This window comes from Paenibacillus sp. fava2, from assembly GCF_058313675.1.
The window spans coordinates 1-24,358 of the sequence record NZ_CM177755.1; the positions used below are offsets into that span (position 1 = coordinate 1).

At 50.2% G+C, this 24,358-nt stretch carries 19 protein-coding genes and 3 rRNA genes; 20 read left to right on the top strand and 2 right to left on the bottom strand.

Annotation, left to right across the window (positions count from 1 at the left end):
• The 6 genes from dnaA to gyrB all read left to right on the top strand — a co-directional run bounded on the left by dnaA (position 1) and on the right by gyrB (position 6,326).
• A complete protein-coding gene (gene dnaA / locus AC4G46_RS00005; protein ID WP_491126177.1) occupies positions 1-1,347 on the top strand; it encodes a chromosomal replication initiator protein DnaA in 1,347 nt (448 codons plus the stop codon).
• Positions 1,348-1,544: 197 nt separating this feature from the next.
• The gene (gene dnaN / locus AC4G46_RS00010; RefSeq protein ID WP_491126178.1) at positions 1,545-2,687 is read left to right on the top strand and encodes a DNA polymerase III subunit beta; all 1,143 of its coding nucleotides are present in this window, start codon (positions 1,545-1,547) and stop codon (positions 2,685-2,687) included.
• A gap of 49 nt (positions 2,688-2,736) precedes the next feature.
• Positions 2,737-2,964, top strand: coding sequence for a S4 domain-containing protein YaaA (yaaA, locus tag AC4G46_RS00015; protein WP_491126179.1), 228 nt, complete (start codon positions 2,737-2,739; stop codon positions 2,962-2,964).
• A 22-nt stretch (positions 2,965-2,986) separates the two neighbouring features.
• Positions 2,987-4,105: a DNA replication/repair protein RecF gene (gene recF / locus AC4G46_RS00020; protein ID WP_491126180.1), complete on the top strand. Its 1,119-nt coding sequence runs from the start codon at positions 2,987-2,989 to the stop codon at positions 4,103-4,105.
• Between the two features lie 16 nt (positions 4,106-4,121).
• Entirely contained in the window at positions 4,122-4,370 is a 249-nt protein-coding gene (gene remB / locus AC4G46_RS00025; RefSeq protein WP_068729588.1) for an extracellular matrix regulator RemB, read from the top strand.
• A gap of 45 nt (positions 4,371-4,415) precedes the next feature.
• Positions 4,416-6,326 (top strand): DNA topoisomerase (ATP-hydrolyzing) subunit B, encoded by a 1,911-nt coding sequence (gene gyrB, locus AC4G46_RS00030; RefSeq protein ID WP_491126181.1) that lies wholly within the window; start codon positions 4,416-4,418, stop codon positions 6,324-6,326.
• Between the two features lie 87 nt (positions 6,327-6,413).
• Here gyrB and AC4G46_RS00035 read toward each other — a convergent pair whose 3' ends face one another.
• Complete coding sequence (locus tag AC4G46_RS00035) at positions 6,414-7,292, bottom strand: YheC/YheD family protein (protein WP_491126182.1); 879 nt, start codon at positions 7,290-7,292, stop codon at positions 6,414-6,416.
• 310 nt (positions 7,293-7,602) lie between these two features.
• Here AC4G46_RS00035 and gyrA point away from each other — a divergent pair, with 310 nt between their 5' ends.
• From gyrA to AC4G46_RS00065, 6 genes are all read left to right on the top strand, one after another.
• Entirely contained in the window at positions 7,603-10,149 is a 2,547-nt protein-coding gene (gene gyrA / locus AC4G46_RS00040; RefSeq protein ID WP_491126183.1) for a DNA gyrase subunit A, read from the top strand.
• A gap of 163 nt (positions 10,150-10,312) precedes the next feature.
• Positions 10,313-11,413 (top strand): HD-GYP domain-containing protein, encoded by a 1,101-nt coding sequence (locus AC4G46_RS00045; RefSeq protein WP_491126184.1) that lies wholly within the window; start codon positions 10,313-10,315, stop codon positions 11,411-11,413.
• 496 nt (positions 11,414-11,909) lie between these two features.
• Positions 11,910-13,457: ribosomal RNA gene (locus AC4G46_RS00050) — 16S ribosomal RNA — on the top strand.
• A gap of 272 nt (positions 13,458-13,729) precedes the next feature.
• Positions 13,730-16,655, top strand: a 23S ribosomal RNA gene (locus AC4G46_RS00055).
• Positions 16,656-16,782: 127 nt separating this feature from the next.
• Positions 16,783-16,899, top strand: a 5S ribosomal RNA gene (gene rrf, locus AC4G46_RS00060).
• The 16S, 23S and 5S rRNA genes sit together here, the layout of an rRNA operon.
• 262 nt (positions 16,900-17,161) lie before the next feature.
• A complete protein-coding gene (locus AC4G46_RS00065) occupies positions 17,162-17,578 on the top strand; it encodes a hypothetical protein (protein ID WP_491126185.1) in 417 nt (138 codons plus the stop codon).
• Between the two features lie 100 nt (positions 17,579-17,678).
• Here AC4G46_RS00065 and AC4G46_RS00070 read toward each other — a convergent pair whose 3' ends face one another.
• A complete protein-coding gene (locus AC4G46_RS00070) occupies positions 17,679-18,203 on the bottom strand; it encodes a hypothetical protein (RefSeq protein ID WP_491126186.1) in 525 nt (174 codons plus the stop codon).
• A gap of 209 nt (positions 18,204-18,412) precedes the next feature.
• On the opposite strand from AC4G46_RS00070, the gene AC4G46_RS00075 reads away from it, so the two are divergent.
• The 8 genes from AC4G46_RS00075 (at position 18,413) to yabA (ending at position 24,324) form a co-directional block, all read left to right on the top strand.
• Positions 18,413-18,598, top strand: a complete 186-nt coding sequence (locus AC4G46_RS00075) for a sigma factor G inhibitor Gin (RefSeq protein ID WP_068728868.1) — start codon at positions 18,413-18,415, stop codon at positions 18,596-18,598.
• 217 nt (positions 18,599-18,815) lie between these two features.
• Entirely contained in the window at positions 18,816-20,477 is a 1,662-nt protein-coding gene (locus tag AC4G46_RS00080; protein WP_491126187.1) for an aminotransferase class I/II-fold pyridoxal phosphate-dependent enzyme, read from the top strand.
• A complete protein-coding gene (gene tmk, locus AC4G46_RS00085; protein WP_491126188.1) occupies positions 20,478-21,119 on the top strand; it encodes a dTMP kinase in 642 nt (213 codons plus the stop codon).
• 76 nt (positions 21,120-21,195) lie between these two features.
• Positions 21,196-21,525, top strand: a complete 330-nt coding sequence (darA, locus tag AC4G46_RS00090; protein ID WP_042171809.1) for a cyclic di-AMP receptor DarA — start codon at positions 21,196-21,198, stop codon at positions 21,523-21,525.
• 24 nt (positions 21,526-21,549) lie between these two features.
• Positions 21,550-21,993 carry a YaaR family protein gene (locus AC4G46_RS00095; protein WP_491126189.1) on the top strand — a complete coding sequence of 148 codons (444 nt, stop codon included), beginning with the start codon at positions 21,550-21,552 and terminating at the stop codon, positions 21,991-21,993.
• 18 nt (positions 21,994-22,011) lie between these two features.
• A complete protein-coding gene (holB, locus tag AC4G46_RS00100; RefSeq protein WP_491126190.1) occupies positions 22,012-22,986 on the top strand; it encodes a DNA polymerase III subunit delta' in 975 nt (324 codons plus the stop codon).
• Between the two features lie 141 nt (positions 22,987-23,127).
• The gene (locus AC4G46_RS00105; protein ID WP_068728881.1) at positions 23,128-23,928 is read left to right on the top strand and encodes a PSP1 domain-containing protein; all 801 of its coding nucleotides are present in this window, start codon (positions 23,128-23,130) and stop codon (positions 23,926-23,928) included.
• Positions 23,929-23,958: 30 nt separating this feature from the next.
• Complete coding sequence (gene yabA, locus AC4G46_RS00110; RefSeq protein WP_068728883.1) at positions 23,959-24,324, top strand: DNA replication initiation control protein YabA; 366 nt, start codon at positions 23,959-23,961, stop codon at positions 24,322-24,324.
• Positions 24,325-24,358: the final 34 nt, after the last annotated feature.

Genomic DNA, 24,358 nt, shown 5'->3' on the forward strand with positions numbered 1-24,358 from the left:
GTGGACAGCCATACTTCTGAATTATGGCAGCAAATATTATCGATTATTCAAACTAAACTAAGCAAACCGAGCTTTGATACATGGTTTAAAGCGACGAAGGCAATCTCGTTCAGTTCGCAGGCCATGATCATCTCGGCGCCTACAACTTTTGCCGTAGAATGGCTGGAAAGTCGTTATACCAAGCTGGTAGGAGCTACAGTTTATGAAGTTACAGGACAACAGGTAGAGGTCAAATTTGTCATTGAGGAGAACAAGCCTGCAGAGCCTGTAGTTCAACAGACCGCGCCTTCGCCGGCAGTATCGCGTGAAGAAGCGCAGACTCATCTGCTCAATCCGAAATATACGTTCGACACGTTCGTAATCGGTTCCGGCAACCGTTTTGCACACGCAGCCTCGCTGGCTGTAGCCGAAGCGCCTGCCAAAGCTTACAATCCCCTGTTCCTGTATGGCGGGGTAGGTCTCGGTAAGACCCACTTAATGCATGCCATCGGGCACTATGTGCTGGAGCATAACCCCAACAATAAGGTTATTTACATCTCTTCAGAGAAGTTCACGAATGAATTCATCAATTCCATCCGTGATAACCGCGGTGAAAGCTTCCGCAACAAATACCGCAACGTTGATATTCTGCTGATTGACGACATTCAATTCCTGGCCGGCAAAGAATCGACGCAGGAGGAATTTTTCCATACGTTTAATGCCCTGCACGAAGAGCGCAAGCAGATTATCATCTCCAGTGACCGTCCGCCTAAGGAGATTCCGACGCTGGAAGAACGGCTGCGTTCCAGGTTTGAATGGGGACTGATTACTGACATTCAGCCACCGGATCTGGAGACCCGGATCGCCATCCTGCGCAAAAAGGCCAAGGCGGAGAACCTCGACATTCCCAATGAGGCTATGATGTATATCGCCAACCAGATCGATACGAACATCCGTGAGCTTGAAGGTGCGCTAATCCGGGTTGTTGCCTACTCGTCTTTGACCAATCAGGATGTCACGACTCATCTGGCAGCTGAAGCGCTGAAGGATATTATCCCGTCGAGCCGCCCCAAAATGATCACCATCGGAGATATTCAGCAAAAGGTCGGGGAATACTACAATTTGCGCATGGAGGATTTCAAAGCGCGCAAACGCACCAAAGCTGTCGCTTTTCCGCGGCAAATCGCTATGTATCTGTCCCGCGAGCTGACGGACTACTCGCTGCCCAAGATCGGAGAAGCCTTCGGAGGGCGCGACCATACCACCGTCATTCATGCTCATGAGAAGATTACACAGTCATTAAAGGTCGATCAGGAGTTGTACAAAGTGGTAAATAATCTAGCAGAGAAAATTAAAAATCCTTCCTAAGAGGAATCAAGAGCCTATACACAATCTATACACATGTGGGTAGGCTTAATTTTATGCTGTTTTGGAGACTTATCCACATAAACGGAGCCCCTACTACTAATACTATTAAAGATCTATAATAATTAATCTTCTAAGAGCAGCTGTAAAAGAAGCTAAACAAAGCTCAAAATCCCAACTTTCCAGCTAGGAGTGAAATCATGAAAATAAGCATTCTTAAAAATGAGCTCAATGAATCCATCGGACATGTATCCAAGGCGATTTCCAGCAGAACAACCATTCCGATCCTCACCGGTATTAAATTTGAGGTTAGCCATCAGGGTGTCACACTTACTGCAAGCGATACGGATATCTCCATTCAATCCTTTATTCCCGCAGAAAACGACAGCCATACGATCGTTAAGGTAGAGCAGCCGGGGAGCGTGGTGCTTCCAGCGAAGTTTTTTGTCGAAATTATCAAAAAGCTGCCCTCCAAAGAAATCCACATGGAAGTGAAGGAAGGCTTCCAGACTTATATCTCCTCCGGTTCCACCGAGATTCAGATCGTTGGTCTTGATCCGGAAGAATTCCCGGTTCTGCCTAGCATTGAGGAGAACGAAACGATCTCCCTGCCTGGCGACCTGCTCAAGAACATGATCAAGCAGACCGCTTTTTCCATTTCCACTCAGGAAACAACACCGATTCTTACCGGTATCCTGTGGAACTTGGCCGATAATGAATTCAAATTTACAGCAACCGACCGCCACCGCCTGGCGACAAGAGCTGCACATCTGGAAGGCACCGAAAATGTCCAGTTCTCCAATGTGGTCATTGCCGGTAAAACGCTAAACGAGCTTAGCAAAATCATTCCGGACCAGAACATGCTGGTGGATATTGTCGTGGCCGATAACCAGGTCCTGTTCAAAATTGATAAAGTCCTGTTTTATTCCCGCATCCTGGACGGCATTTATCCGGATACTTCTAGAATTATTCCCACAGCCTACAAAACAGAACTGACTTTAGATACAAAAAAGTTAAGCGAATCGATCGACCGTGCTTATTTGCTGTCCCGTGAAGAAAAAACGAATATTGTCCGCATGCAGACGCTGGATAACGGTGACGTTGAAATTTCCTCCAGCTCCTCAGAGCTAGGTAAAGTCCGGGAAGAGCTGGAAGTGATTGATTTCAAAGGCGAGCCGCTCAAAATCTCCTTTAACTCGAAATATATGCTGGATGTGCTGAAGGTTGTCGAAAGCGAGCAGCTGGTAATTGCTTTTACCGGTATGATGAGCCCTATTATTCTGCGTCCGCTTGACGAAAGCCGCAGCCTGTATGTTATCCTGCCTTACCGCACAACTAACTAAATGCCGCTGTTCACGGACCTGTGGATAAGTGGTGGAAAGGATAAAAATCATGAAAAAAATACTTATCCACAGTGGATATATTAAGCTCGACCAGTTTTTGAAGCTCTCCGATTGTGTATCCACAGGGGGAATGGCCAAGGCTCTGCTGCAGGAGGGGCATGTGCTTGTTAACGGTGAAGTGGAAGAACGGCGTGGAAGAAAGCTCTACCCTGGTGATAGAATAGAGGTTCAGGATAACGGCGTTTTCGAGGTTGAAAGCGGCGGAATACAAGAGTAGTACTTCGGGGAGGCCTAGCTTCGTGTTTGTTAAAAATATCGGTCTGCAGCATTATCGCAACTATGAACTGCTGCGTCTGGAAAGCCTGGGCGATGTCAACCTGATTCTCGGCCGGAATGCCCAGGGCAAAACCAACCTCATGGAGGCTCTGTTTGTACTGGCCATGACCAAAAGCCACCGCACCTCCAAGGACAAGGAGCTGATTTCTTTTGATGCTCCGGCAGGCTCCGCACAGATTGTTGCTGAAGTTGAGCGCAAATACGGGGATCTCAAGCTGGAGCTGACCTTGTCCGCAGGGGGAAAGAAGGCCAAAATAAACGGACTGGAACAGCGCCGGCTAAGCGAATTTGTCGGTTCGCTGAATGTAGTCATGTTTGCTCCGGAGGATCTGGAGATTGTTAAAGGTACGCCGGGTATACGCCGCCGTTTTCTCGATATGGAGATCGGCCAGGTGCAGCCCAGCTACCTTTTTCACTTACAGCAGTATCAGAAGGTGCTGCTTCAGCGGGGGAATTTGCTGAAACAGCTCTGGGGCAAAGAGGCTGCCGGCAAGGAGCTGCTGGAAATATGGGATGCCCAACTTATAGAGCATGGTGTTAAAATCGTCAAAAAAAGGAAACAATTCATAAAGAAGCTGCAGATATGGGCAGAAAGCATTCACCGGGGCATTACGAACGGCGGGGAAGAGCTTAAACTGCAGTATGTTCCATCCTTTGGAGAGCGTGAAGAGGAAGATGAAGCTGTCTTATTGGACAAATTTATGTTAAAGTTATCACAAACGAGAGAACAGGAAATTAGGCGCGGCATGACGCTGACGGGTCCCCATAGGGATGACCTGTCCTTTTTTATCAACGGAAGAGAAGCTCAGGTCTACGGCTCCCAGGGACAGCAGCGTACGGCAGCTTTATCGCTCAAGCTGGCGGAAATTGAACTGATCCATGAGGAGATCGGAGAGTATCCTGTGCTGCTTCTTGATGATGTTTTGTCCGAACTTGATCCCTATCGTCAGACCCAGCTTATAGAGACCTTCCAGAGCAAGGTACAGACCTTCATTACTGCTACCGGGGTGGAGACTCTGAATACGGATAAGCTGAAAGGCGCAAGCCTATACCATGTTCATGATGGAAAAGTGGAGAATTAAAGAGCGGAGGCAGAGCATGTATATTCATTTGGGCGGGGAGAAGGTTATAAGATCCTCAGAGCTGATAGCTATATTTGATATATCGATTGAGAAATCCTCTAAGGTGTCGAAACAGTTCATCCTTCATTCCGGCCAGGACAAGAAGCTGGAGCGGATCGGTGAAGAGGAAGCAAAATCTATCGTCGTCACTAAAAATACGGTCTACTACTCCCCCATATCCTCCTCCACTCTCAAAAAAAGAGCCAAAATCTTGTTTGAAATATAAATCGTTGAGATTTCAAGAGATAATCTGAAAGAAGTAGGTGAAGGCATGTCAATGAATCAACCGACATATGATGAGAGCCAGATTCAGGTGCTTGAAGGGCTGGAAGCCGTTCGCAAGCGTCCCGGCATGTATATCGGCTCTACCAGCGCCAAAGGTCTGCATCATTTGGTCTGGGAGGTTGTCGATAATAGTATCGATGAGGCGCTGGCAGGTTTTTGCGACCGGATTCAAGTGATTATTCATGAAAATAACAGTATTACCGTAATTGATAACGGGCGGGGTATTCCTGTCGGCGAGAATGTGAAGCTGAAGAAATCCACGCTTGAGGTTGTAATGACGGTTCTGCATGCCGGTGGTAAGTTCGGCGGCGGGGGATACAAGGTATCCGGCGGTCTGCACGGCGTGGGGATTTCTGTTGTAAATGCGTTGTCCGAGCGGGTGGAGGTTACCGTCAAGCGTGACGGCCATGCCTACCGGCAGGAGTACAGACGCGGCGTTCCGCAGTACGATATCAAGATCATCGGGGATTCCGATGAAACCGGGACAACCACAACCTTTCTTCCGGACCCGGAGATCTTTACCGAGACAACGGTTTATGAATATACAACCCTGCTGACCCGTATCCGTGAGCTTGCCTTCCTGAATAAGGGCATTGAGCTCTCGCTGCTGGATGAGCGCACGGGAACCAGCAATACATTCAAATATGACGGCGGTATTGTTGAATATGTGAAATACCTGAATGAGAAAAAAGAAGCGCTGCACGAAGAGCCGATCTACGTGGAAGGTTCACGGGATATGATTGCTGTTGAGGTAGCCCTGCAATATAACGATTCCTATACAGAGAACATCTACTCTTTTGCCAATAATATTAATACGCATGAGGGCGGAACGCATGAATCAGGCTTCAAGAGTGCCCTCACCCGTATTATTAACGATTATGCCCGCAAAACCGGCGTTATCAAGGACAGCAGCGGCAATCTGACCGGTGACGATGTTCGTGAAGGACTGACGGCAATTATCTCCGTCAAGATTCCTGAACCGCAGTTTGAGGGACAGACAAAAACAAAGCTCGGGAACAGTGAAGTCCGCGGCGTAGTAGAATCGCTGTTCGGCGAAAAGCTGCAGGAATTCCTGGAGGAGAACCCGGCGGTTTCCCGGCGCGTGCTGGAGAAGTCGCTGCAGGCATCCCGTGCCCGTGAGGCAGCCCGCAAAGCACGTGAGCTGACACGCCGTAAGAGCGCGCTTGAAGTCAGCGCCCTTCCGGGTAAGCTGGCTGACTGCTCGTCCAAGGATGCCTCAATCAGTGAGCTGTATATCGTCGAAGGGGATTCTGCCGGCGGATCTGCCAAGCAGGGACGCGACCGTCATTTCCAGGCGATCCTGCCGCTGCGCGGGAAGATTCTGAACGTTGAGAAGGCGCGGCTTGACCGCATTCTGTCCAATGCTGAAATCCGGGCGATTATTACGGCACTGGGTACAGGAATCAGCGATGACTTTGATATATCCAAAGCGCGCTACCACAAAATCGTCATCATGACCGATGCCGATGTCGACGGAGCCCATATCCGTACCTTGCTGCTGACCTTCTTCTACCGTTACATGCGGAAGATAATCGAGGCAGGCTTTATCTATATTGCCCAGCCGCCGCTCTTCAAGATTGAGCGTAACAAGGTAATCCGCTATGCGCAGTCCGAGAAGGAACGTGATGAGATCATTGCCGGCTTCGGCGAAAATGTGAAAGTCAATGTTCAGCGTTACAAAGGACTTGGAGAGATGAATGCGGAGCAGCTGTGGGATACGACAATGGATCCTGAGAGCCGTACTATGCTTCAGGTGACCATTGAAGATGCCATACTGGCTGACGGTATCTTTGATACGCTGATGGGCGATAACGTAGAACCGCGCCGTGAGTTTATCCAGGAACATGCGCAGTCTGTCCGTAACCTGGACGTTTAATATTTTTACTATGACAAGAACCTCCAACCTCTCTATTCAGATTGAATAGCGGGCCGGAGGTTCTTTTTCACTTGTTATCTTTAGGCTTTACGGTCTGGCAACAAGCTTTTTGCGGGCAGAGGCTGCAGACCGGGGTTTCTTCAGGCGTCCATAAGCTATGGCATAACGGCGGATTTTGCGGTATATCGATTTGTCGGGGAATGTTTTGAACACCATAATGGCGGGGAGCGTATTTACCTCCAGCAGCCACGGATCATGATGCTGATCAAGTGCGACATCAAGCCCGATTTCCTTCAGCCCCGGATATGCGGTTTCAAGCTGATTCCCGATTCTGACTCCCAGTGACTTCAGCTGCTGAATCATGCCGGCTGTCTCTCCCGGACTCATATGCTCTTTAAACAAAGCATCAACTGAAAAAATACTGCCGCCGTTATGATAATTGGTAACTACTTTCTGCGGTGCTGCTACTCTTCCGAGCATACCGGTTGTTTCCCAGCCGCCTGAAGGTGTTTTTTGCGTAAGCACACGAAGATCAAACGGCCGTTCATGATACTTAAGCAGATCAATGCCCTGCTGCACCAGATAAGGGCGCTCCTTCAGCTTGGGGAGAATGGCATTATGGAGCTCGGCGGCTGAGTTATATACCTCGGCATCTTTTGCATAGCGCAGTACGTACATAACCTGCTCCTGCGGTACAGGCTCATCATCTTCTTCTTCACCTGCTGGCTCCCGGTCCCTTGTCTGCCCGCCCGGACTTAAATGTACGATACGCCGTTCAGCCCGCATTACCCCAATACCGTAAGTACCCCGGTCAGGCTTAATATATACAGTGCCGTAGACATCAAGCAGTTCGGTCAAATGGTCCAGACTGTATCTTCGCGTTTCCGGAATAAAGATCGCCAGCTGGCGGTTTTGCAGGATGACTCTGGTTTTGGCCCATTTGCTGGACACGCGTTGAATCCTCATTATTTTCCTCCCGGCCTATTTCTTAATTGCAGATTGCGCTCTTAATTGTCAGGACAAGTTAACTAAATAATGTTATAATATTAGGATATGGGGCTATACCTGTATGGCCTTAAAATAGGGTCATAAACCCGTTCCACTTGTCTGTATAGTCTATGTACTGGAGGCATTGGCGGAAAGGGCATTTACCCTAGCCGGTGCTAAAAGAAATGAATAATAGCAGATATAAGGCTACCCTGTTTAATTGTGCTGTTTTTGTGAAAGTAATATAATTAAGGGTAGCGGTTTTTAACTGAAGGAGGTCCAGCAACTCATGGCTGAACAAAATAACCCGCAAATCAAAGACCGGGACATTGGCGAGGAAATGCGCGAATCCTTTATGGATTATGCGATGAGCATCATTGTCAGCCGGGCTTTGCCGGATGTGCGGGACGGACTCAAGCCTGTTCACCGGCGCATTCTGTTTGCAATGTCAGAACTCGGAATGTCTCCGGATAAACCTCATAAGAAGTCAGCGAGAATCGTCGGCGAGGTTATCGGTAAGTATCATCCGCACGGTGACTCTGCCGTATATGAGACCATGGTACGTATGGCTCAGGATTTCTCTATGCGTTATATGCTTATAGACGGCCACGGGAACTTCGGTTCCATTGATGGTGACATGGCTGCGGCAATGCGTTATACAGAAGCACGTCTATCCAAAATTGCAGGCGAAATGCTGCGGGACCTTAACAAAGAAACGGTTGATTTTGCACCTAACTATGACGGTGAAGAGCATGAGCCTGTAGTTCTGCCTGCCCGTTATCCGAATCTGCTCGTTAACGGGGTATCAGGGATCGCAGTAGGTATGGCCACCAATATTCCACCGCATAATCTGGGCGAGGTCATTGACGGCGTACAGGCCATGATCAAGAATCCGGATATTACCCCAATGGAGCTTATGGAATATATTCAGGGTCCTGACTTCCCGACAGCCGGGTATATCCTGGGCCGTGAGGGTATCCGCCAGGCCTACCGCACCGGACGCGGTTCTGTTACGATGCGCGCCAAGGCGACTATTGAAGAAAATAACGGTAAGGCCCGGATCATTGTGCATGAGCTTCCTTACCAGGTTAACAAAGCCAGACTGGTAGAGAAAATTGCCGAGCTGGTCCGTGAGAAGCGGATCGAAGGCATTACGGATCTGCGTGATGAGTCAGACCGTACCGGTATGCGTGTTGTTATCGAGATGCGCCGCGACGTTAATCCTAACGTTGTGCTTAACAATCTGTATAAGCATACAGCTATGCAGTCGACCTTCGGCATTAATATGCTGGCGATTGTGAACAACGAGCCTAAAATTCTCAATCTCCGTGATGTGCTGTATCACTATCTGCAGCACCAGATTGAAGTTATCCGCCGCCGGACGATCTTTGATCTGAAGAAGGCTGAGGCCCGTGCACATATTCTGGAAGGTCTTCGTATAGCGCTTGATAATCTGGATGAGATTATTGCGCTAATCAGAGGTTCACGCACAACGGATATTGCCCGCGAAGGCTTAATGGAAAGATTTAATCTCAGCGTCGAGCAGGCACAGGCTATCCTCGATATGCGGATGCAGCGTCTGACCGGACTGGAACGGGAGAAGATCGAGAACGAATATAACGAGCTGGTAGCCAAAATTGCCGAGTACAAGGAAATTCTGGCTAACGAGCATCTTGTCCTGGAGATTATCAGTAACGAGCTGCAGGAAATCCGCGATAAATATTCCGACGAACGCCGGACTGAAATTACGGTGGGTGAAGAAAGTATTCTGGATGAGGATCTGATTCCGCGTGAAGAGGTCGTTATTACGATTACACACACCGGCTACATTAAACGTCTGCCGGTCAGCACGTACCGCAGCCAGAAGCGGGGCGGACGCGGTGTAATCGGAATGGATACCAAGGATGAGGATTTTGTGGAGCATCTCTTCGTGAGCAACTCCCATAACTATCTGATGTTCTTTACCGATAAGGGTAAGGTATACCGGATCAAAGCCTATGAGATCCCAGAGCTTGGGCGCACAGCGCGTGGAACGCCGATCATCAACCTGATTCAAATTGAACAGGGTGAGAAGATCAGCGCTGTAATTCAAGTGCAGGAGACAGACAGCGATAAGTATCTGTTCTTTGCTACCCGCGAAGGTATTGTGAAGAAGACACCGCTTGAGGATTACAACAATATCCGTAAAGGCGGTCTCATCGCAATCAACCTTCGTGAAGAGGACTCCCTGATCGAGGTGAAGCTGACCGACGGTGAGCAGAATCTGATTATCGGTACGGCTCGCGGAATGTCCATTACCTTCTCTGAGAATGATGTCCGTTCTATGGGACGCAGTGCAACCGGCGTTAAGGGGATCACCCTTGATGAAGATGACCATGTCATTGGAATGGACTGCGTAGATAAGGATCTCGAGGTCCTGATCGTAACAGCCAAAGGCTACGGCAAACGGACGCCTGCTGGCGATTACCGTTCCCAGACCCGCGGAGGTAAGGGGATCAAGACGATTAACCTTACTGACAAAAACGGTCTGGTAGTGGGTCTGAAGGTTGTTAAGAGTGATGAGGACCTGATGATTATCACAACCAGCGGAACACTGATCCGTACCAGCATGGATGGAATCTCGACAATGGGCCGTTATGCGCAGGGTGTTAAACTGATTAACATCCGTGAGGATGATGCTGTAGCTACGCTGTGCAGAGCGGATAAAGAAGAAGACGAGCTTCCTGGTCATGAGGATGGGGAAGAAGGACAAGGCGCACTGGCAGTGGATGAAGAGGGAGTGACTGAATCAGAGCCTTTGGCGGACGCTGAGGGTGAAGAAGATAGTCTGGAATAGAACCTTTTACAAGGAGCACGGGTTTCTGATTATAGAAACCTGTGCTTTTTTTAATTAATTTTACGGAATTGGCTGCACGCTATCTAGTCGCTTCCAAATATCCATAATATAATTAGAGGATTAAACAGTAGGCAAGTTTTACAGAAACAGAGGGGCTGAGTGTATGCCAAGTATATCCGTGGCAGAAGTAAAACCGGGTTCGAAAATTATTAAAGATGTCAACACTCCATTGGGAGGGCTGCTTTTTACTAAAGGGAAAGTAATCCTGCCGCGTGATATCGAGATACTGCAGGCATTTCTAGTGCAATACGTGGAAATTGAGGGTACACAGAGTGAGAATAAAGCTCCTGAGCCGGCCAAAACGGCAGCCAAAGCTACACCTGTTAAAGCAGGAGCAACGGTGGATGAGTCACTGCTTGCCAAGAGCCATTCTTCGCTGCATGACGAATACGACAAAATGCTGGCCCTGGTTAAGCAATTTTACCGTTCTGTGGCTGCTGCCCCGCTGCCGATCCTGGAGATACGCAGTCAATTGGAGGCATTGATCAATGAGCTCAAGGACTATCATGTTTTAAAATTTTCTCCGCGTGTCATTCATGAGGAGGATTATAATTATCATAACGCTGTACTGTCAGCCTTAACCTCATATAAAATTGCCCAATGGTGCGGCTATCCGCAAAAGGATTGGATGCAGGCTGCTTTTGCCGGCTTGCTGCATGATATCGGAAATGCGAAGGTTGATGCCTCATTGCTCCAGAAGCCGACGCCGCTGACAGGAGCTGAACTAGAAGAAGTGCGCAGACATACAACCTACGGCTACCAGCTGCTGCGTAATGTTACGGCAATCAATGAAGGTGTCCGGCTTGCTGCACTTCAGCACCATGAAAAAATAGACGGGTCAGGTTATCCGCTGCGTCTGGAAGGGACCCAGATTCATTTCTACGCCAAAATTGTGGCTGTAGCAGATATCTTCCACGCAATGACGCTGAGAAAGGCTTATAGAAAGGCACAGTCGCCTTATCTGGTACTTGAACAGATTCTGGCTGAGAGTTTTGGCAAGCTGGATCCGGTTATTGTTCAGACCTTCATTCAGAAAACAACAGATCTATATAACGGAACCAGAATCAAGCTGAGTGACGGACGCCATGGAGAGATCATCTTCACGGACCGCAGCAATCCTACACGGCCTATGGTCCAAGTAGAGGGCAGGATTGTTAATCTCATGGTGGAGCGCGAGCTGCATATTATGGAGATTATTGCTTAACGCTATGCCACAATGCATATAACGGAGTAGAGCTGTCTTATGACCGGATCCTCTTTTTGAGGAAAAGGGATGTGAGTACAGCTTTTTGTTTTTATATTTCAAAAATAATGCTTGCATTCTATTTCTGGACATGGTATATTCTTATTCCGGCCAAGAAATGCTGAAAAGCATCGACGCCAAGCTCGAAAAAAGAAATTAAAAAAGAGCTTGACATTGAATGGTTGGAAATGATATAGTATAAGAGTTGCTGCTGACGAGAACATCGAAGGCGACAACGAGCTTGATCTTTGAAAACTGAACAACGAGTGAGTATCGGAATTCACTTCGGTGATTCCAAAACTGATGACTTTCGCAGCGTCTTGTACGCTTTAGAAATTGATCTTGAGAATGTAACATTCTCGTCAGATGTTTCAAAATGAGCGAATCGCTCTGACAATAGTTTTCGGATGGTTATTTCCTCGGAGTGATTCGGGTGGAGTAACCGCTCGGAAAAACCTTATTGGAGAGTTTGATCCTGGCTCAGGACGAACGCTGGCGGCGTGCCTAATACATGCAAGTCGAGCGGAGTTTATCCTTCGGGATAAGCTTAGCGGCGGACGGGTGAGTAACACGTAGGCAACCTGCCCCTTAGCCTGGGATAACTACCGGAAACGGTAGCTAATACCGGATAATCCCTTTCCTCGCCTGAGGGAAGGATAAAAGGCGGAGCAATCTGTCGATAAGGGATGGGCCTGCGGCGCATTAGCTAGTTGGTGAGGTAACGGCTCACCAAGGCGACGATGCGTAGCCGACCTGAGAGGGTGAACGGCCACACTGGGACTGAGACACGGCCCAGACTCCTACGGGAGGCAGCAGTAGGGAATCTTCCGCAATGGGCGAAAGCCTGACGGAGCAACGCCGCGTGAGTGATGAAGGTTTTCGGATCGTAAAGCTCTGTTGCCAGGGAAGAACGTCCGGTAGAGTAACTGCTACCGGAGTGACGGTACCTGAGAAGAAAGCCCCGGCTAACTACGTGCCAGCAGCCGCGGTAATACGTAGGGGGCAAGCGTTGTCCGGAATTATTGGGCGTAAAGCGCGCGCAGGCGGCTATTTAAGTCTGGTGTTTAAACCTTGGGCTCAACCTGAGGTCGCACTGGAAACTGGGTGGCTTGAGTACAGAAGAGGAAAGTGGAATTCCACGTGTAGCGGTGAAATGCGTAGAGATGTGGAGGAACACCAGTGGCGAAGGCGACTTTCTGGGCTGTAACTGACGCTGAGGCGCGAAAGCGTGGGGAGCAAACAGGATTAGATACCCTGGTAGTCCACGCCGTAAACGATGAGTGCTAGGTGTTAGGGGTTTCGATACCCTTGGTGCCGAAGTTAACACAGTAAGCACTCCGCCTGGGGAGTACGGTCGCAAGACTGAAACTCAAAGGAATTGACGGGGACCCGCACAAGCAGTGGAGTATGTGGTTTAATTCGAAGCAACGCGAAGAACCTTACCAGGTCTTGACATCCCTCTGAATCCTCTAGAGATAGAGGCGGCCTTCGGGACAGAGGAGACAGGTGGTGCATGGTTGTCGTCAGCTCGTGTCGTGAGATGTTGGGTTAAGTCCCGCAACGAGCGCAACCCTTGACTTTAGTTGCCAGCAGGTTGAGCTGGGCACTCTAGAGTGACTGCCGGTGACAAACCGGAGGAAGGTGGGGATGACGTCAAATCATCATGCCCCTTATGACCTGGGCTACACACGTACTACAATGGCCAGTACAACGGGAAGCGAAGCCGCGAGGTGGAGCCAATCCCAGCAAAGCTGGTCTCAGTTCGGATTGCAGGCTGCAACTCGCCTGCATGAAGTCGGAATTGCTAGTAATCGCGGATCAGCATGCCGCGGTGAATACGTTCCCGGGTCTTGTACACACCGCCCGTCACACCACGAGAGTTTACAACACCCGAAGTCGGTGGGGTAACCCGCAAGGGAGCCAGCCGCCGAAGGTGGGGTAGATGATTGGGGTGAAGTCGTAACAAGGTAGCCGTATCGGAAGGTGCGGCTGGATCACCTCCTTTCTATGGAGAATCGTCATCTGCAATGGTGACATTCAAATCTTAAATCTAACCGGTCGGTTAGTTACTCACTCGTTGCTCAGTTTTGAGAGTTTAAGCTCTCAACTTGATCCTTGAAAACTGGATACCGAAACGAATTTGCGTTTTAGAACATCTTTTAGCTGAAACTTGTGTAAGCAAGTTGAAATAGTTATTAGTTGATACGAATTTTTCTGTGAAGGAAATGAAGATCTTGAATTCATTCAATGTCCGATATTTTCCGAAGGAAAAATCGAGGTTAAGCTAATAAGAGCACACGGAGGATGCCTAGGCGCCAGGAGCCGACGAAGGACGTGGCGAACAACGAAACTGCCTCGGGGAGCTGTAAGCAAGCTTTGATCCGGGGGTGTCCGAATGGGGAAACCCAGCTGTGGTAATTCGCAGTTACTCACATCTGAATACATAGGATGCGCAGAGGCAGACCAGGGGAACTGAAACATCTAAGTACCCTGAGGAAGAGAAAACAATAGTGATTCCGTCAGTAGCGGCGAGCGAACGCGGAACAGCCTAAACCAGGGGGCTTGCCTCCTGGGGTTGTGGGACGTCTCACATGGAGTTACAAAGGAATATGGTAGGTGAAGAGGTCTGGAAAGGCCCGCGATAGAGGTAAAAGCCCTGTAGCCCAAATTGTGTTCTCTCCGAGACGGATCCCGAGTAGTGCGGGGCACGTGAAACCCCGTATGAATCCGGCAGGACCATCTGTCAAGGCTAAATACTACCTGGCGACCGATAGTGAAACAGTACCGTGAGGGAAAGGTGAAAAGCACCCCGGAAGGGGAGTGAAATAGAACCTGAAACCGTGTGCTTACAAAAAGTCAGAGCCCTATTAATGGGTGATGGCGTGCCTTTTGTAGAATGAACCGGCGAGTTACGTTTAACATGCAAGGTTAAGGTGAGAAGCCGGAGCCGCAGCGAAAGCGAGTCTGAATAGGGCGAATTAGTATGTGGACGTAGACCCGAAACCGTGTGATCTACCCCTGTCCAGGGTGAAGGTGCGGTAACACGCACTGGAGGCCCGAACCCACGTACGTTGAAAAGTGCGGGGATGAGGTGGGGGTAGCGGAGAAATTCCAATCGAACTCGGAGATAGCTGGTTCTCCCCGAAATAGCTTTAGGGCTAGCCTCGGTGAATGGAGTGATGGAGGTAGAGCACTGATTGGGTGCGGGGCCCGCAAGGGTTACCAAGCTCAGTCAAACTCCGAATGCCATTAACTTCTTGCCGGGAGTCAGACAGTGAGTGCTAAGATCCATTGTCAAAAGGGAAACAGCCCAGACCATCAGCTAAGGTCCCCAAGTGTGTGTTAAGTGGGAAAGGATGTGGAGTTGCACAGACAACCAGGATGTTGGCTTAGAAGCAGCCACCATTTAAAGAGTGCGTAATAGCTCACTGGTCGAGTGACTCTGCGCCGAAAATGTAACGGGGCTAAACACACCACCGAAGCTATGGCTTGATGCTTTGCATCAGGGGTAGGGGAGCGTTGTATGTAGGTTGAAGGTGTACCGTAAGGAGCGCTGGACAGCATACAAGTGAGAATGCCGGTATGAGTAACGAAAAGATCAGTGAGAATCTGATCCGCCGAAAGCCCAAGGTTTCCTGAGGAAGGCTCGTCCGCTCAGGGTAAGTCGGGACCTAAGGCGAGGCCGACAGGCGTAGTCGAAGGACAACAGTTTGAAATTACTGTACCACCGTAATCCGTTATGAGCGATGGGGTGACGCAGGAGGGTAGTGACGCGGACTGATGGATGTCCGTCTAAGCAGTGAGGCTGGTGTGTAGGCAAATCCGCACATCGTAAGGCTGGGCTGTGATGGGGAGCGAAAATTATAGTAGCGAAGGTCATGATCTCACACTGCCAAGAAAAGCCTCTAGTCAGGAGAAGGTGCCCGTACCGCAAACCGACACAGGTAGGCGAGAAGAGAATTCTAAGGCGCGCGGAAGAACTCTCGTTAAGGAACTCGGCAAAATGACCCCGTAACTTCGGGAGAAGGGGTGCCTCGGTAGGGTGAATAGCCCGAGGGGGCCGCAGTGAAAAGGCCCAAGCGACTGTTTAGCAAAAACACAGGTCTGTGCGAAGCCGCAAGGCGAAGTATACGGGCTGACGCCTGCCCGGTGCTGGAAGGTTAAGGGGAGTGGTTAGGGGTAACCCGAAGCTATGAACCGAAGCCCCAGTAAACGGCGGCCGTAACTATAACGGTCCTAAGGTAGCGAAATTCCTTGTCAGGTAAATTCTGACCCGCACGAATGGCGTAACGACTTGGGCGCTGTCTCAACGAGAGATCCGGTGAAATTTTAATACCTGTGAAGATGCAGGTTACCCGCGACAAGACGGAAAGACCCCATGGAGCTTTACTGCAGCTTGATATTGAATTTGGGTACGATCTGTACAGGATAGGTGGGAGCCGTAGAAGCAGGAGCGCAAGCTTCTGTGGAGGCGCCGTTGGGATACCACCCTGATCGTATCTAGGTTCTAACCTGGTACCCTAAACGGGTACGGGGACCGTGTCAGGCGGGCAGTTTGACTGGGGCGGTCGCCTCCTAAAGAGTAACGGAGGCGTTCAAAGGTTCCCTCAGAATGGTTGGAAATCATTCGAAGAGTGCAAAGGCATAAGGGAGCTTGACTGCGAGACCTACAAGTCGAGCAGGGACGAAAGTCGGACTTAGTGATCCGGTGGTACCGCATGGAAGGGCCATCGCTCAACGGATAAAAGCTACCCTGGGGATAACAGGCTTATCTCCCCCAAGAGTCCACATCGACGGGGAGGTTTGGCACCTCGATGTCGGCTCATCGCATCCTGGGGCTGAAGTAGGTCCCAAGGGTTGGGCTGTTCGCCCATTAAAGCGGTACGCGAGCTGGGTTCAGAACGTCGTGAGACAGTTCGGTCCCTATCTGTCGTGGGCGCAGGAAATTTGAGAGGAGCTGTCCTTAGTACGAGAGGACCGGGATGGACGTACCGCTGGTGCACCAGTTGTTCCGCCAGGAGCATGGCTGGGTAGCTACGTACGGACGGGATAAGCGCTGAAAGCATCTAAGCGTGAAGCCCCCCTCAAGATGAGATTTCCCAATTAGTAAGACCCCTTGAAGACGACGAGGTAGATAGGTTGGAGGTGGAAGTGCAGCAATGCATGGAGCTGACCAATACTAATCGGTCGAGGGCTTATCCAATCAATAAATCGCAGATTCGTTTCGGATTCAGTTTTCAGGTGATTAAGCCTGTAACGCAACGACATTTATTCGCACTTCGGGTGATGAACCAAATGTCTAGCGGCAGCGTCTGTTTCACAGACGCATGTTTGGTGGCGATAGCGGAAGGGTTCCACGCGTACCCATCCCGAACACGACCGTTAAGCCTTCCAGCGCCGATGGTACTTGGACCGAAGGGTCCCGGGAGAGTAGGACGCCGCCAAGCACATGAAGCCATTGTTGAGTAATCGACAATGGCTTTTTTGTTCTTTTTACAGGCTTGAAAGGGTGTACAGAAGAGAAAATTTTGTAATAAAACGCTTTCAATTGAGTGACATTTTTGTTACCGACGATATGGGTTATCCAAGTATAATAGAAATGTGCAAATATTAAGCATAGTCCTTAATACGAATGAACTACTGATAAATTCTAACTTTGAATTTTCTTGTGTCTTTTGATGCATGGTGGTTGTAAGGAGGTTTTAAGGTATGAAGCGGAACCGGCCCATGTGGATATTACTACTTGTTTGTATATTGAGTGTTATGCTGATCGGCTGTGGGTCTAAGGAGCCTAGCTGGGATAGCTTTGAAGGAGCTCTAAATGAAAAGAGCTTTCCTGTTCCCAAGGAGGCAAGCTCTCCTGATCGAACGACCACAAATGCTGCTATGGATTATGTACGCTATTCTTTATCCGGACTTAGGGAGAAGGAAGGGCTGCCTGATCCTTATTTGAAGGCTATCGAAGCCTGGGGCTGGAAGGAACAAAGAGGGGATGAGGATGCGGGGAATTCCCGAGTCTTTCAAAAAGATGGATTAATCGTTCATCTAACCGTGCACGACGGCTACTTTATAGTCATGATCCCCAAGGAAAAGAAAGTAGCCATTAAAGGGCTTAAGAGTAAATAGATAATCGCCGTCCATCTGGACGGCGATTATTGTTTTCTAATGGGTCCTGGCCTTTAATTATGCTCCAATTCTGCGGTGATGTATGTATGGGCTCTAGGACTCACTGTGCATAGTATGAGGCGTCGGCCGGGCTGAATTTAAGCATCCCGCTCTTTTCATTGTCCCGCAGCATGAACAGTACGTATAAGCGGGGCAGAAGCAGCCAGAGGTGGCAGACGGCCAGAGAAGCAGTGAAAGCAGCAGGTACCCACACTATGAAGAGTGCAGCAACACAAAAGCCAATCCAGAAATTGTGCAGCTGAACTTTTCGGTAAATGCTGTAGCTGATGTATTGCTCCGGCATATAACCTAACCAGGGCGGACGCAGGGAGATTTTCCAGCGTTTTGCGATTGGATGTCCGGTAATAAGCAATACCGAGCGTGAGATGACATACTGGATCCACAAGATAACAGGGGCAGCAACCAGCATGTACAGAAAGCTCCACCAGGATATGAATATGCTCTCCAGTATCAGAAATACCAGAGGAAGCAGATAATATATGCGCAGCTTGGTGTTCGTCAGATTTATTTTTTTGATAAGCTTGTATTGGTAGAATGTTGCTGCGCCTTTGGTGTTGGATTCCATAGCGAAATTTCAGACCTCCTCGTGAGTACTCATGTTAATAATATCGGAAGATTCAGGTGTTTTGTTAAACTCAGGTATTACAGTCACTGTTAGGCGTATTGCGGAATATATATATTTCGGGCAGGGCAGTATAGGAAAAAACTATGAAAAGGTTTAAAATAATAGAAGGTGTAACATACTGTTCTTAAAAGAGTCAAGGTGGGATGGTTATGGAACAGCAAACCGAGCAGTCCTGCATTATCTGCGGGCAGCTGAAGCAGGAAGGGATTGTGATTGTCTCGCATTTTATTTGTGAGGATTGCGAGAGCGAAATGGTGCGTACCGATGCTGAAGACATCAAGTACCGCTTTTTCATTGGCCGGATGAAGAAAATCGGACTGCAAAAGAACGCCTGAACGGGACAGAGTAACAACAACAAAGGCGTAAAAGAGAGCGGGCGGTGAAGTAGTGTCGCAATGGCTGCATATCAGGCAATTTGTATAACGGCTTCCCCGTTCTGTATGGGTGCGGAGGAGCCGTTTTGCTGTGCAGCCGAAGCTTTTGCATGGTATTATAGGCGTTTGGCCGTATTTGCGTTAAAATAGAGGTAACCCCCCAGGAAGGATATTGAACATGGACAAATTAGAGCCTGGCAGGGCACCTATATATGAAATGCTGGAACAATATAGACTTAAGGGTAATATATCTTATCATGTGCCCGGCCACAAGGACGGACATGCTTATAGCACCGGCGGAGGGGCAGGATATCTGGATGAGATTATGAAGTACGATGTGACCGAGATTACCGGGACCGATGATCTTCATCATCCTGAGGGTGTTATTCAGGAAGCACAGGAGCTGGCGGCGGACTGTTTTGGGGCGGAGGAGAGCTTTTTGCTGGTTGGCGGCAGTACTGCCGGCAATCTTGCGCTTATCTTAACCGTATGTCCTGAGCCGGGGATGACGCTGATTCTTCAGCGGAATGTCCATAAATCCGTGATACACGGACTGATGCTGGCCGGCGTGAATGCTGTTTTTCTGGAGCCGCAGCTGGATACGGACAGCGGCCTGGCGGTCGCCCCGGCGGCTGAAGCGGTACAGGCTGCCCTCGCAGCCTACCCGGAAGCCGCCGCCGTGCTGGTGACCATGCCGAATTACTACGGCATGGGAACGGACCTCGCGCCCCTCGCGCGCATCTGCCATGACCACAGCGTTCCGCTGCTGGTCGACGAGGCGCACGGGGCGCATTACGGGCAGCACCCGGCGCTGCCGGCCGGGGCGCTTGCCTGTGGCGCGGACGGCGTGGTGCAGTCCACGCACAAGATGCTGCCGGCGCTGACAATGGGCGCCATGCTGCATGTACAAGGGCCTCGCCTTGACCGCACGCTGCTGCGGCAGCGGCTGGCCATGGTTCAGAGCTCCAGCCCATCGTATCCGCTGATGGCTTCGCTCGATCTGGCCCGGCGGCTGGTGCACACCGGGCGCGCCAGTGCCTTCACGGCGGGGCTGGCCGCCGTGGACGTGCTGAAGCGCGGCCTGGCGGAGCTGCCGCGCTTCGGGCTGCTGCAGCCTCCGGTGCAGCAGCAGCCCCCCGGCGGCGCTGGCGCAGCCGCCGGACAAGACACGCCGCCAACCGGCACGGCGGCGTACACCGCCCAGGACCCCTTCAAGGCGGTCATCTATGACGCCGCCGGGGTCCTGGGGGGCTTCGAGCTGCAGCGCAGGCTCGAAGAGAAGGGCATCGTGCCGGAGATGAGCGACGACCGGCACGTAGTACTGGCCTTCAGCCTCGGCTCGAAGGCTGAGGAGTCCGCCGCGCTGCTGGGCGCGCTGAGAGGGATAGCTACCGAAACGGTATCGCCATCTGATCCTAACGGAGCTGAAGCTCCGACAGCCGTAATGGGTCTTAATCGGTCTAAAGCTACGGTATCGCCATCTGACCCTAACAGGTCAGACGCCCCGGCAGCAGCATTATCCCGGCCAGGTAATATTTCCACGTGGAACATTTTTAATCGTCAACATTTTTCGCAGCCGGTGAGGTTCTCCCTGAAGCCGGTATCAGCAGCAGAAACCGAAAGTGTACCTCTCGAATACAGTATAGGGAGGACAGCAGCGGAGATGGTGATTCCTTATCCGCCAGGGATACCGCTTTTATATCCGGGTGAAGTCATAAATGAAACAGTATACGAAAGGCTGATTGCACTCAGGCAAGGCGGTGCCAAGTTTCAGGCCTGTGCCGATCATGCATTGCAGTATATTTTAGTTTACAACATTAAGAAGGGCGGAGAAGTATAAGTGGGACGCGAAGGCTTTTTCATTACTCTGGAGGGAGGCGATGGAGCAGGAAAAACAACGGTGCTGGGCAGGGTAGCAGCTTATCTGCAGAATCATTCCATGCCTTATATCATTACGCGGGAACCGGGGGGCATTGAAATTGCCGAAAAGATCCGCTCCATCATCCTTGACCCTGCCCATACGGCGATGGATTCGCGGACGGAAGCGCTGCTGTATGCGGCTGCAAGAAGCCAGCATCTGGCGGAGGTAGTTGAGCCGGCATTACAGCAGGGCCTAACTGTACTTTGTGACCGCTTTGTCGACAGCAGCCTCGTCTATCAGGGGCATGCAAGAGGACTGGGAATTGAGCAAGTGCGGAGCATTAATGAATTTGCCACCGGCGGCCGCAAGCCGGATCTTACCTTCTATCTTGATGTAGATCCGGAAGTGGGTCTGGCAAGAATTGCTGCAAACCAGGATAGGGAAATTAACCGCCTTGATCTGGAGAACCTGGCTTTTCACCAGAAGGTGCGCCAAGGCTATCAGCTGGTGGTGGAATCTGATCCCGGGCGTGTAGTGGTGCTTGATGCCAATCGTCCCATTCATATGGTGGAGCAGGACATCGTCCGTACCCTGAAAGAACGGATATTAAAGGATTTTTAAGAAAAATGTCTAATAGTACTCTAGGTACACTTCAATAAAGCAAGCTTTTAACCCAAACTTTTAGGAGGAATGCGAGATGAATCTAATCATTGCTATTATCCAGGATAAAGACAGCAACCGGTTGTCCAGCGAACTCGTCAAAGCCAATTTCCGCGCCACCAAGCTGGCCAGTACCGGCGGTTTTCTGCGGGCGGGAAATACAACATTCCTGATTGGTGTAGATGATTCCCAGGTAGATGCGGTACTCGGCGTAATCCGCAATAGCTGCAAGGTGCGCGAACAGCTCGTTACTCCGGTCACTCCGATGAGCGGAACCACAGATTCCTATCTGCCGCTTCCTGTTGAAGTCCAGGTAGGCGGAGCTACAGTATTTGTACTTCCTGTCGATCGTTTTGAGCATTATTGAGCATAATAAGGGCGGTAGATAGCTGTGAAAATTAACCCGGGCTACAGGCCCCTAAAAAGTGAAATGCCGAATGCCGATGCAGAACGGCGGCCTGTCCAGCAGAGGACATTTAACGATATATTTCAGCAGCAGGGTGAACAGAAGACACTGGATGAGCTCAACCGTCAGATCAAAGATATACAACAGCAGGGTGACCGGCTGGCGAAATCAATGACGGTGCGTGAGCTAGCTATATATAGAAATATGGTCAAACGTTTTTTGGAAGAGACGGCACGGCGCGGTGTAGTTCTAAAAGAAACAAAAGGCTGGGACCGCCGCGGCCGCGGCAAACGCTACAAGCTGCTCGAGGAAATTGATGCTGCCCTGCTGAATCTGGCAGATGATCTGCTGGAGAGCGAGCAGGGCCGGATCGATCTGCTTGGACGGGTCGGCGAAATCCGTGGAATGCTGATCAATCTTTCTTTTTAAAAGAAGTTGGAGGAATTTATGCCTTTTCATGATATATTAGGCCAGGAGGATGCAAAGCGCCTGCTTCAGAACGCGCTCCGCAAGGATGCCGTCAGCCATGCCTATCTGTTCACCGGACCTTCCGGCAGCGGGCAGATGAAGACAGCCCTGATGTTTGCCCAGGCCATATTCTGTACCAGGCTTAAGGATGATGCCTGCGGGGAATGTCTGGAGTGCCGCAAGGTGGAGCACGGGAATCATCCTGATCTGACACTGCTGGCACCCGACGGGGCGAGTATTAAGATCGATCAGATCCGCGAGCTGCAGCGTATGTTCTCCTACCGGTCAGAAGGAGTTAACCCGAAGGTTTACATTATAGAAGGAGCGGACAAAATGACGGTTCAGGCCGCCAACAGTCTGCTTAAATTTCTGGAGGAGCCCCCTGCGCCCGCAGTGGGCATTCTAATCTCCGATAACAGCAGTTCCCTGCTGCCTACAATTCAGTCGAGAACCCAGCGGATCCCCTTTAGCCCGCTGCATCCGGATATAATGCTCCAGGCTTTGGCAGGGGAGGGCGTCCCGGTGGCACTGGCGCGGTGCGCCGTTTCGCTCACTTCCGGACTCGATGGCTGCAGGGAACTTTTGGCACAGAATTGGTTTGCAGAAATGAGAAATCTAGTGTTACAATTAGCAAAGGAGTCTATGGGAAAGGGCAGCACTGCAGTGGCAACAGCCGGGCAGAAGCTGGCCAAGACCGGGCTCGGTGAACATTTGGATACTCTGTTCAGCATGTTCCACCTCTGGTTCAAAGATATGCTCTACTTCCTGTACCGCAGACACGAAAGCATCGTTTTCATAGATCAGTTAGACTTTATTTCCAGACATGCCCGCGAGCGGAGCACAGAACAATGGGTCGCCTACATGGAATTCGCAGCGGAGAGCAAGCGCAAGCTCCGTTCCAATGCCAATGCGGCGCTCTGTCTGGAGCAGTTTTTAATCCGATTGGAAGGCTAAAGGTTTAGTTTAATATAATCCTCCGGATCAACGCTTCAGCCTGGAAGTAAGGGTTTCACGGATAAGGAAGGACAAGCATAGATCACCAGGGAGCGGATTTGCTTAAGGGTTCCTTTTACCGGCAAACAAGGGGGTTAATTTTTGTACAGCGTAGTAGGCGTCCGCTTTAAAAAAGCGGGTAAAATATATTATTTCGATCCGCTTGATTTCCCGATTGAACGTGATCAATGCGTTATTGTGGAGACGGCACGAGGGGTTGAATACGGTAAGGTTGTCGTTGGCAAAAAAGAGGTGCAGGAAGCCGATGTTGTATTGCCTCTCAAAAAAGTCATGCGGATCGCCGGTGAAACCGACGCCCGTGTGGTGGAGGAGAACAAGGGTGCAGCAAAGGATGCTTTCAACACCTGTTTAAATAAAATCCGCGATCATGGCCTCAAAATGAAGCTGGTGGATGTAGAGTTCACTTTTGACCGCAACAAGATTATTTTTTATTTTACCGCTGAAGGACGCGTCGATTTCCGTGAACTGGTCAAGGATCTGGCAAGTATTTTCCGGACCCGGATTGAGCTGCGGCAGATTGGTGTACGTGATGAAGCGAAGATGCTAGGCGGCCTTGGGCCTTGCGGACGGGTATTATGCTGCTCCTCCTGGCTGGGCGATTTTGAGCCGGTATCGATCAAGATGGCCAAGGATCAGAATCTTTCGCTGAATCCAACCAAGATTTCCGGCTTATGCGGAAGGCTGATGTGCTGTCTGAAGTTTGAGCATGATAATTACGAAAGCACGAAGGAAGAAATGCCGGCCGTAGGCAAGCTCGTTATAACCTCACTGGGAGAAGGCAAGGTAGTAGGCATTAACGCCGGAAGCCGAACGGTTCATGTGCAGTTGTTCGAAGTGGGCAAAGTTAAGGAACTTCCAATGGATGATGTTGTCGTCAAGTAAACCATATAAGGTTACTTTCGGGGTGGAAACTTGGAGAAGATAAATATATTTGCACACATGCAGGAGATGGAAGCGCAGATGGAAACCATGCGCGCCACGCTCGGAGATTGGAAACAGACGGTCAAGGAACTAATGGAAGCCAATCAAAGGCTCAGTCTGGAAAATGAACAGCTCCGCAAAATACTGAAAAGGGAAGCACCTTTGGATCCGGCCGTGGATACAGCTGAAGCAGAAGCACTGCTGGCTGCCGCTGAAGGAACAGAGGAGGTCGTCGGGGAAGGTTATGATAATCTGGCCCGGCTGTATCACGAGGGCTTTCACATCTGCAATGTCTATTTTGGACATTTGCGTACAGAGGGTGACTGCCTGTTCTGTCTTTCTTTTCTTAATAAATGAGGATATCCAGCCGTAGGAGATTTACGCCTACGGT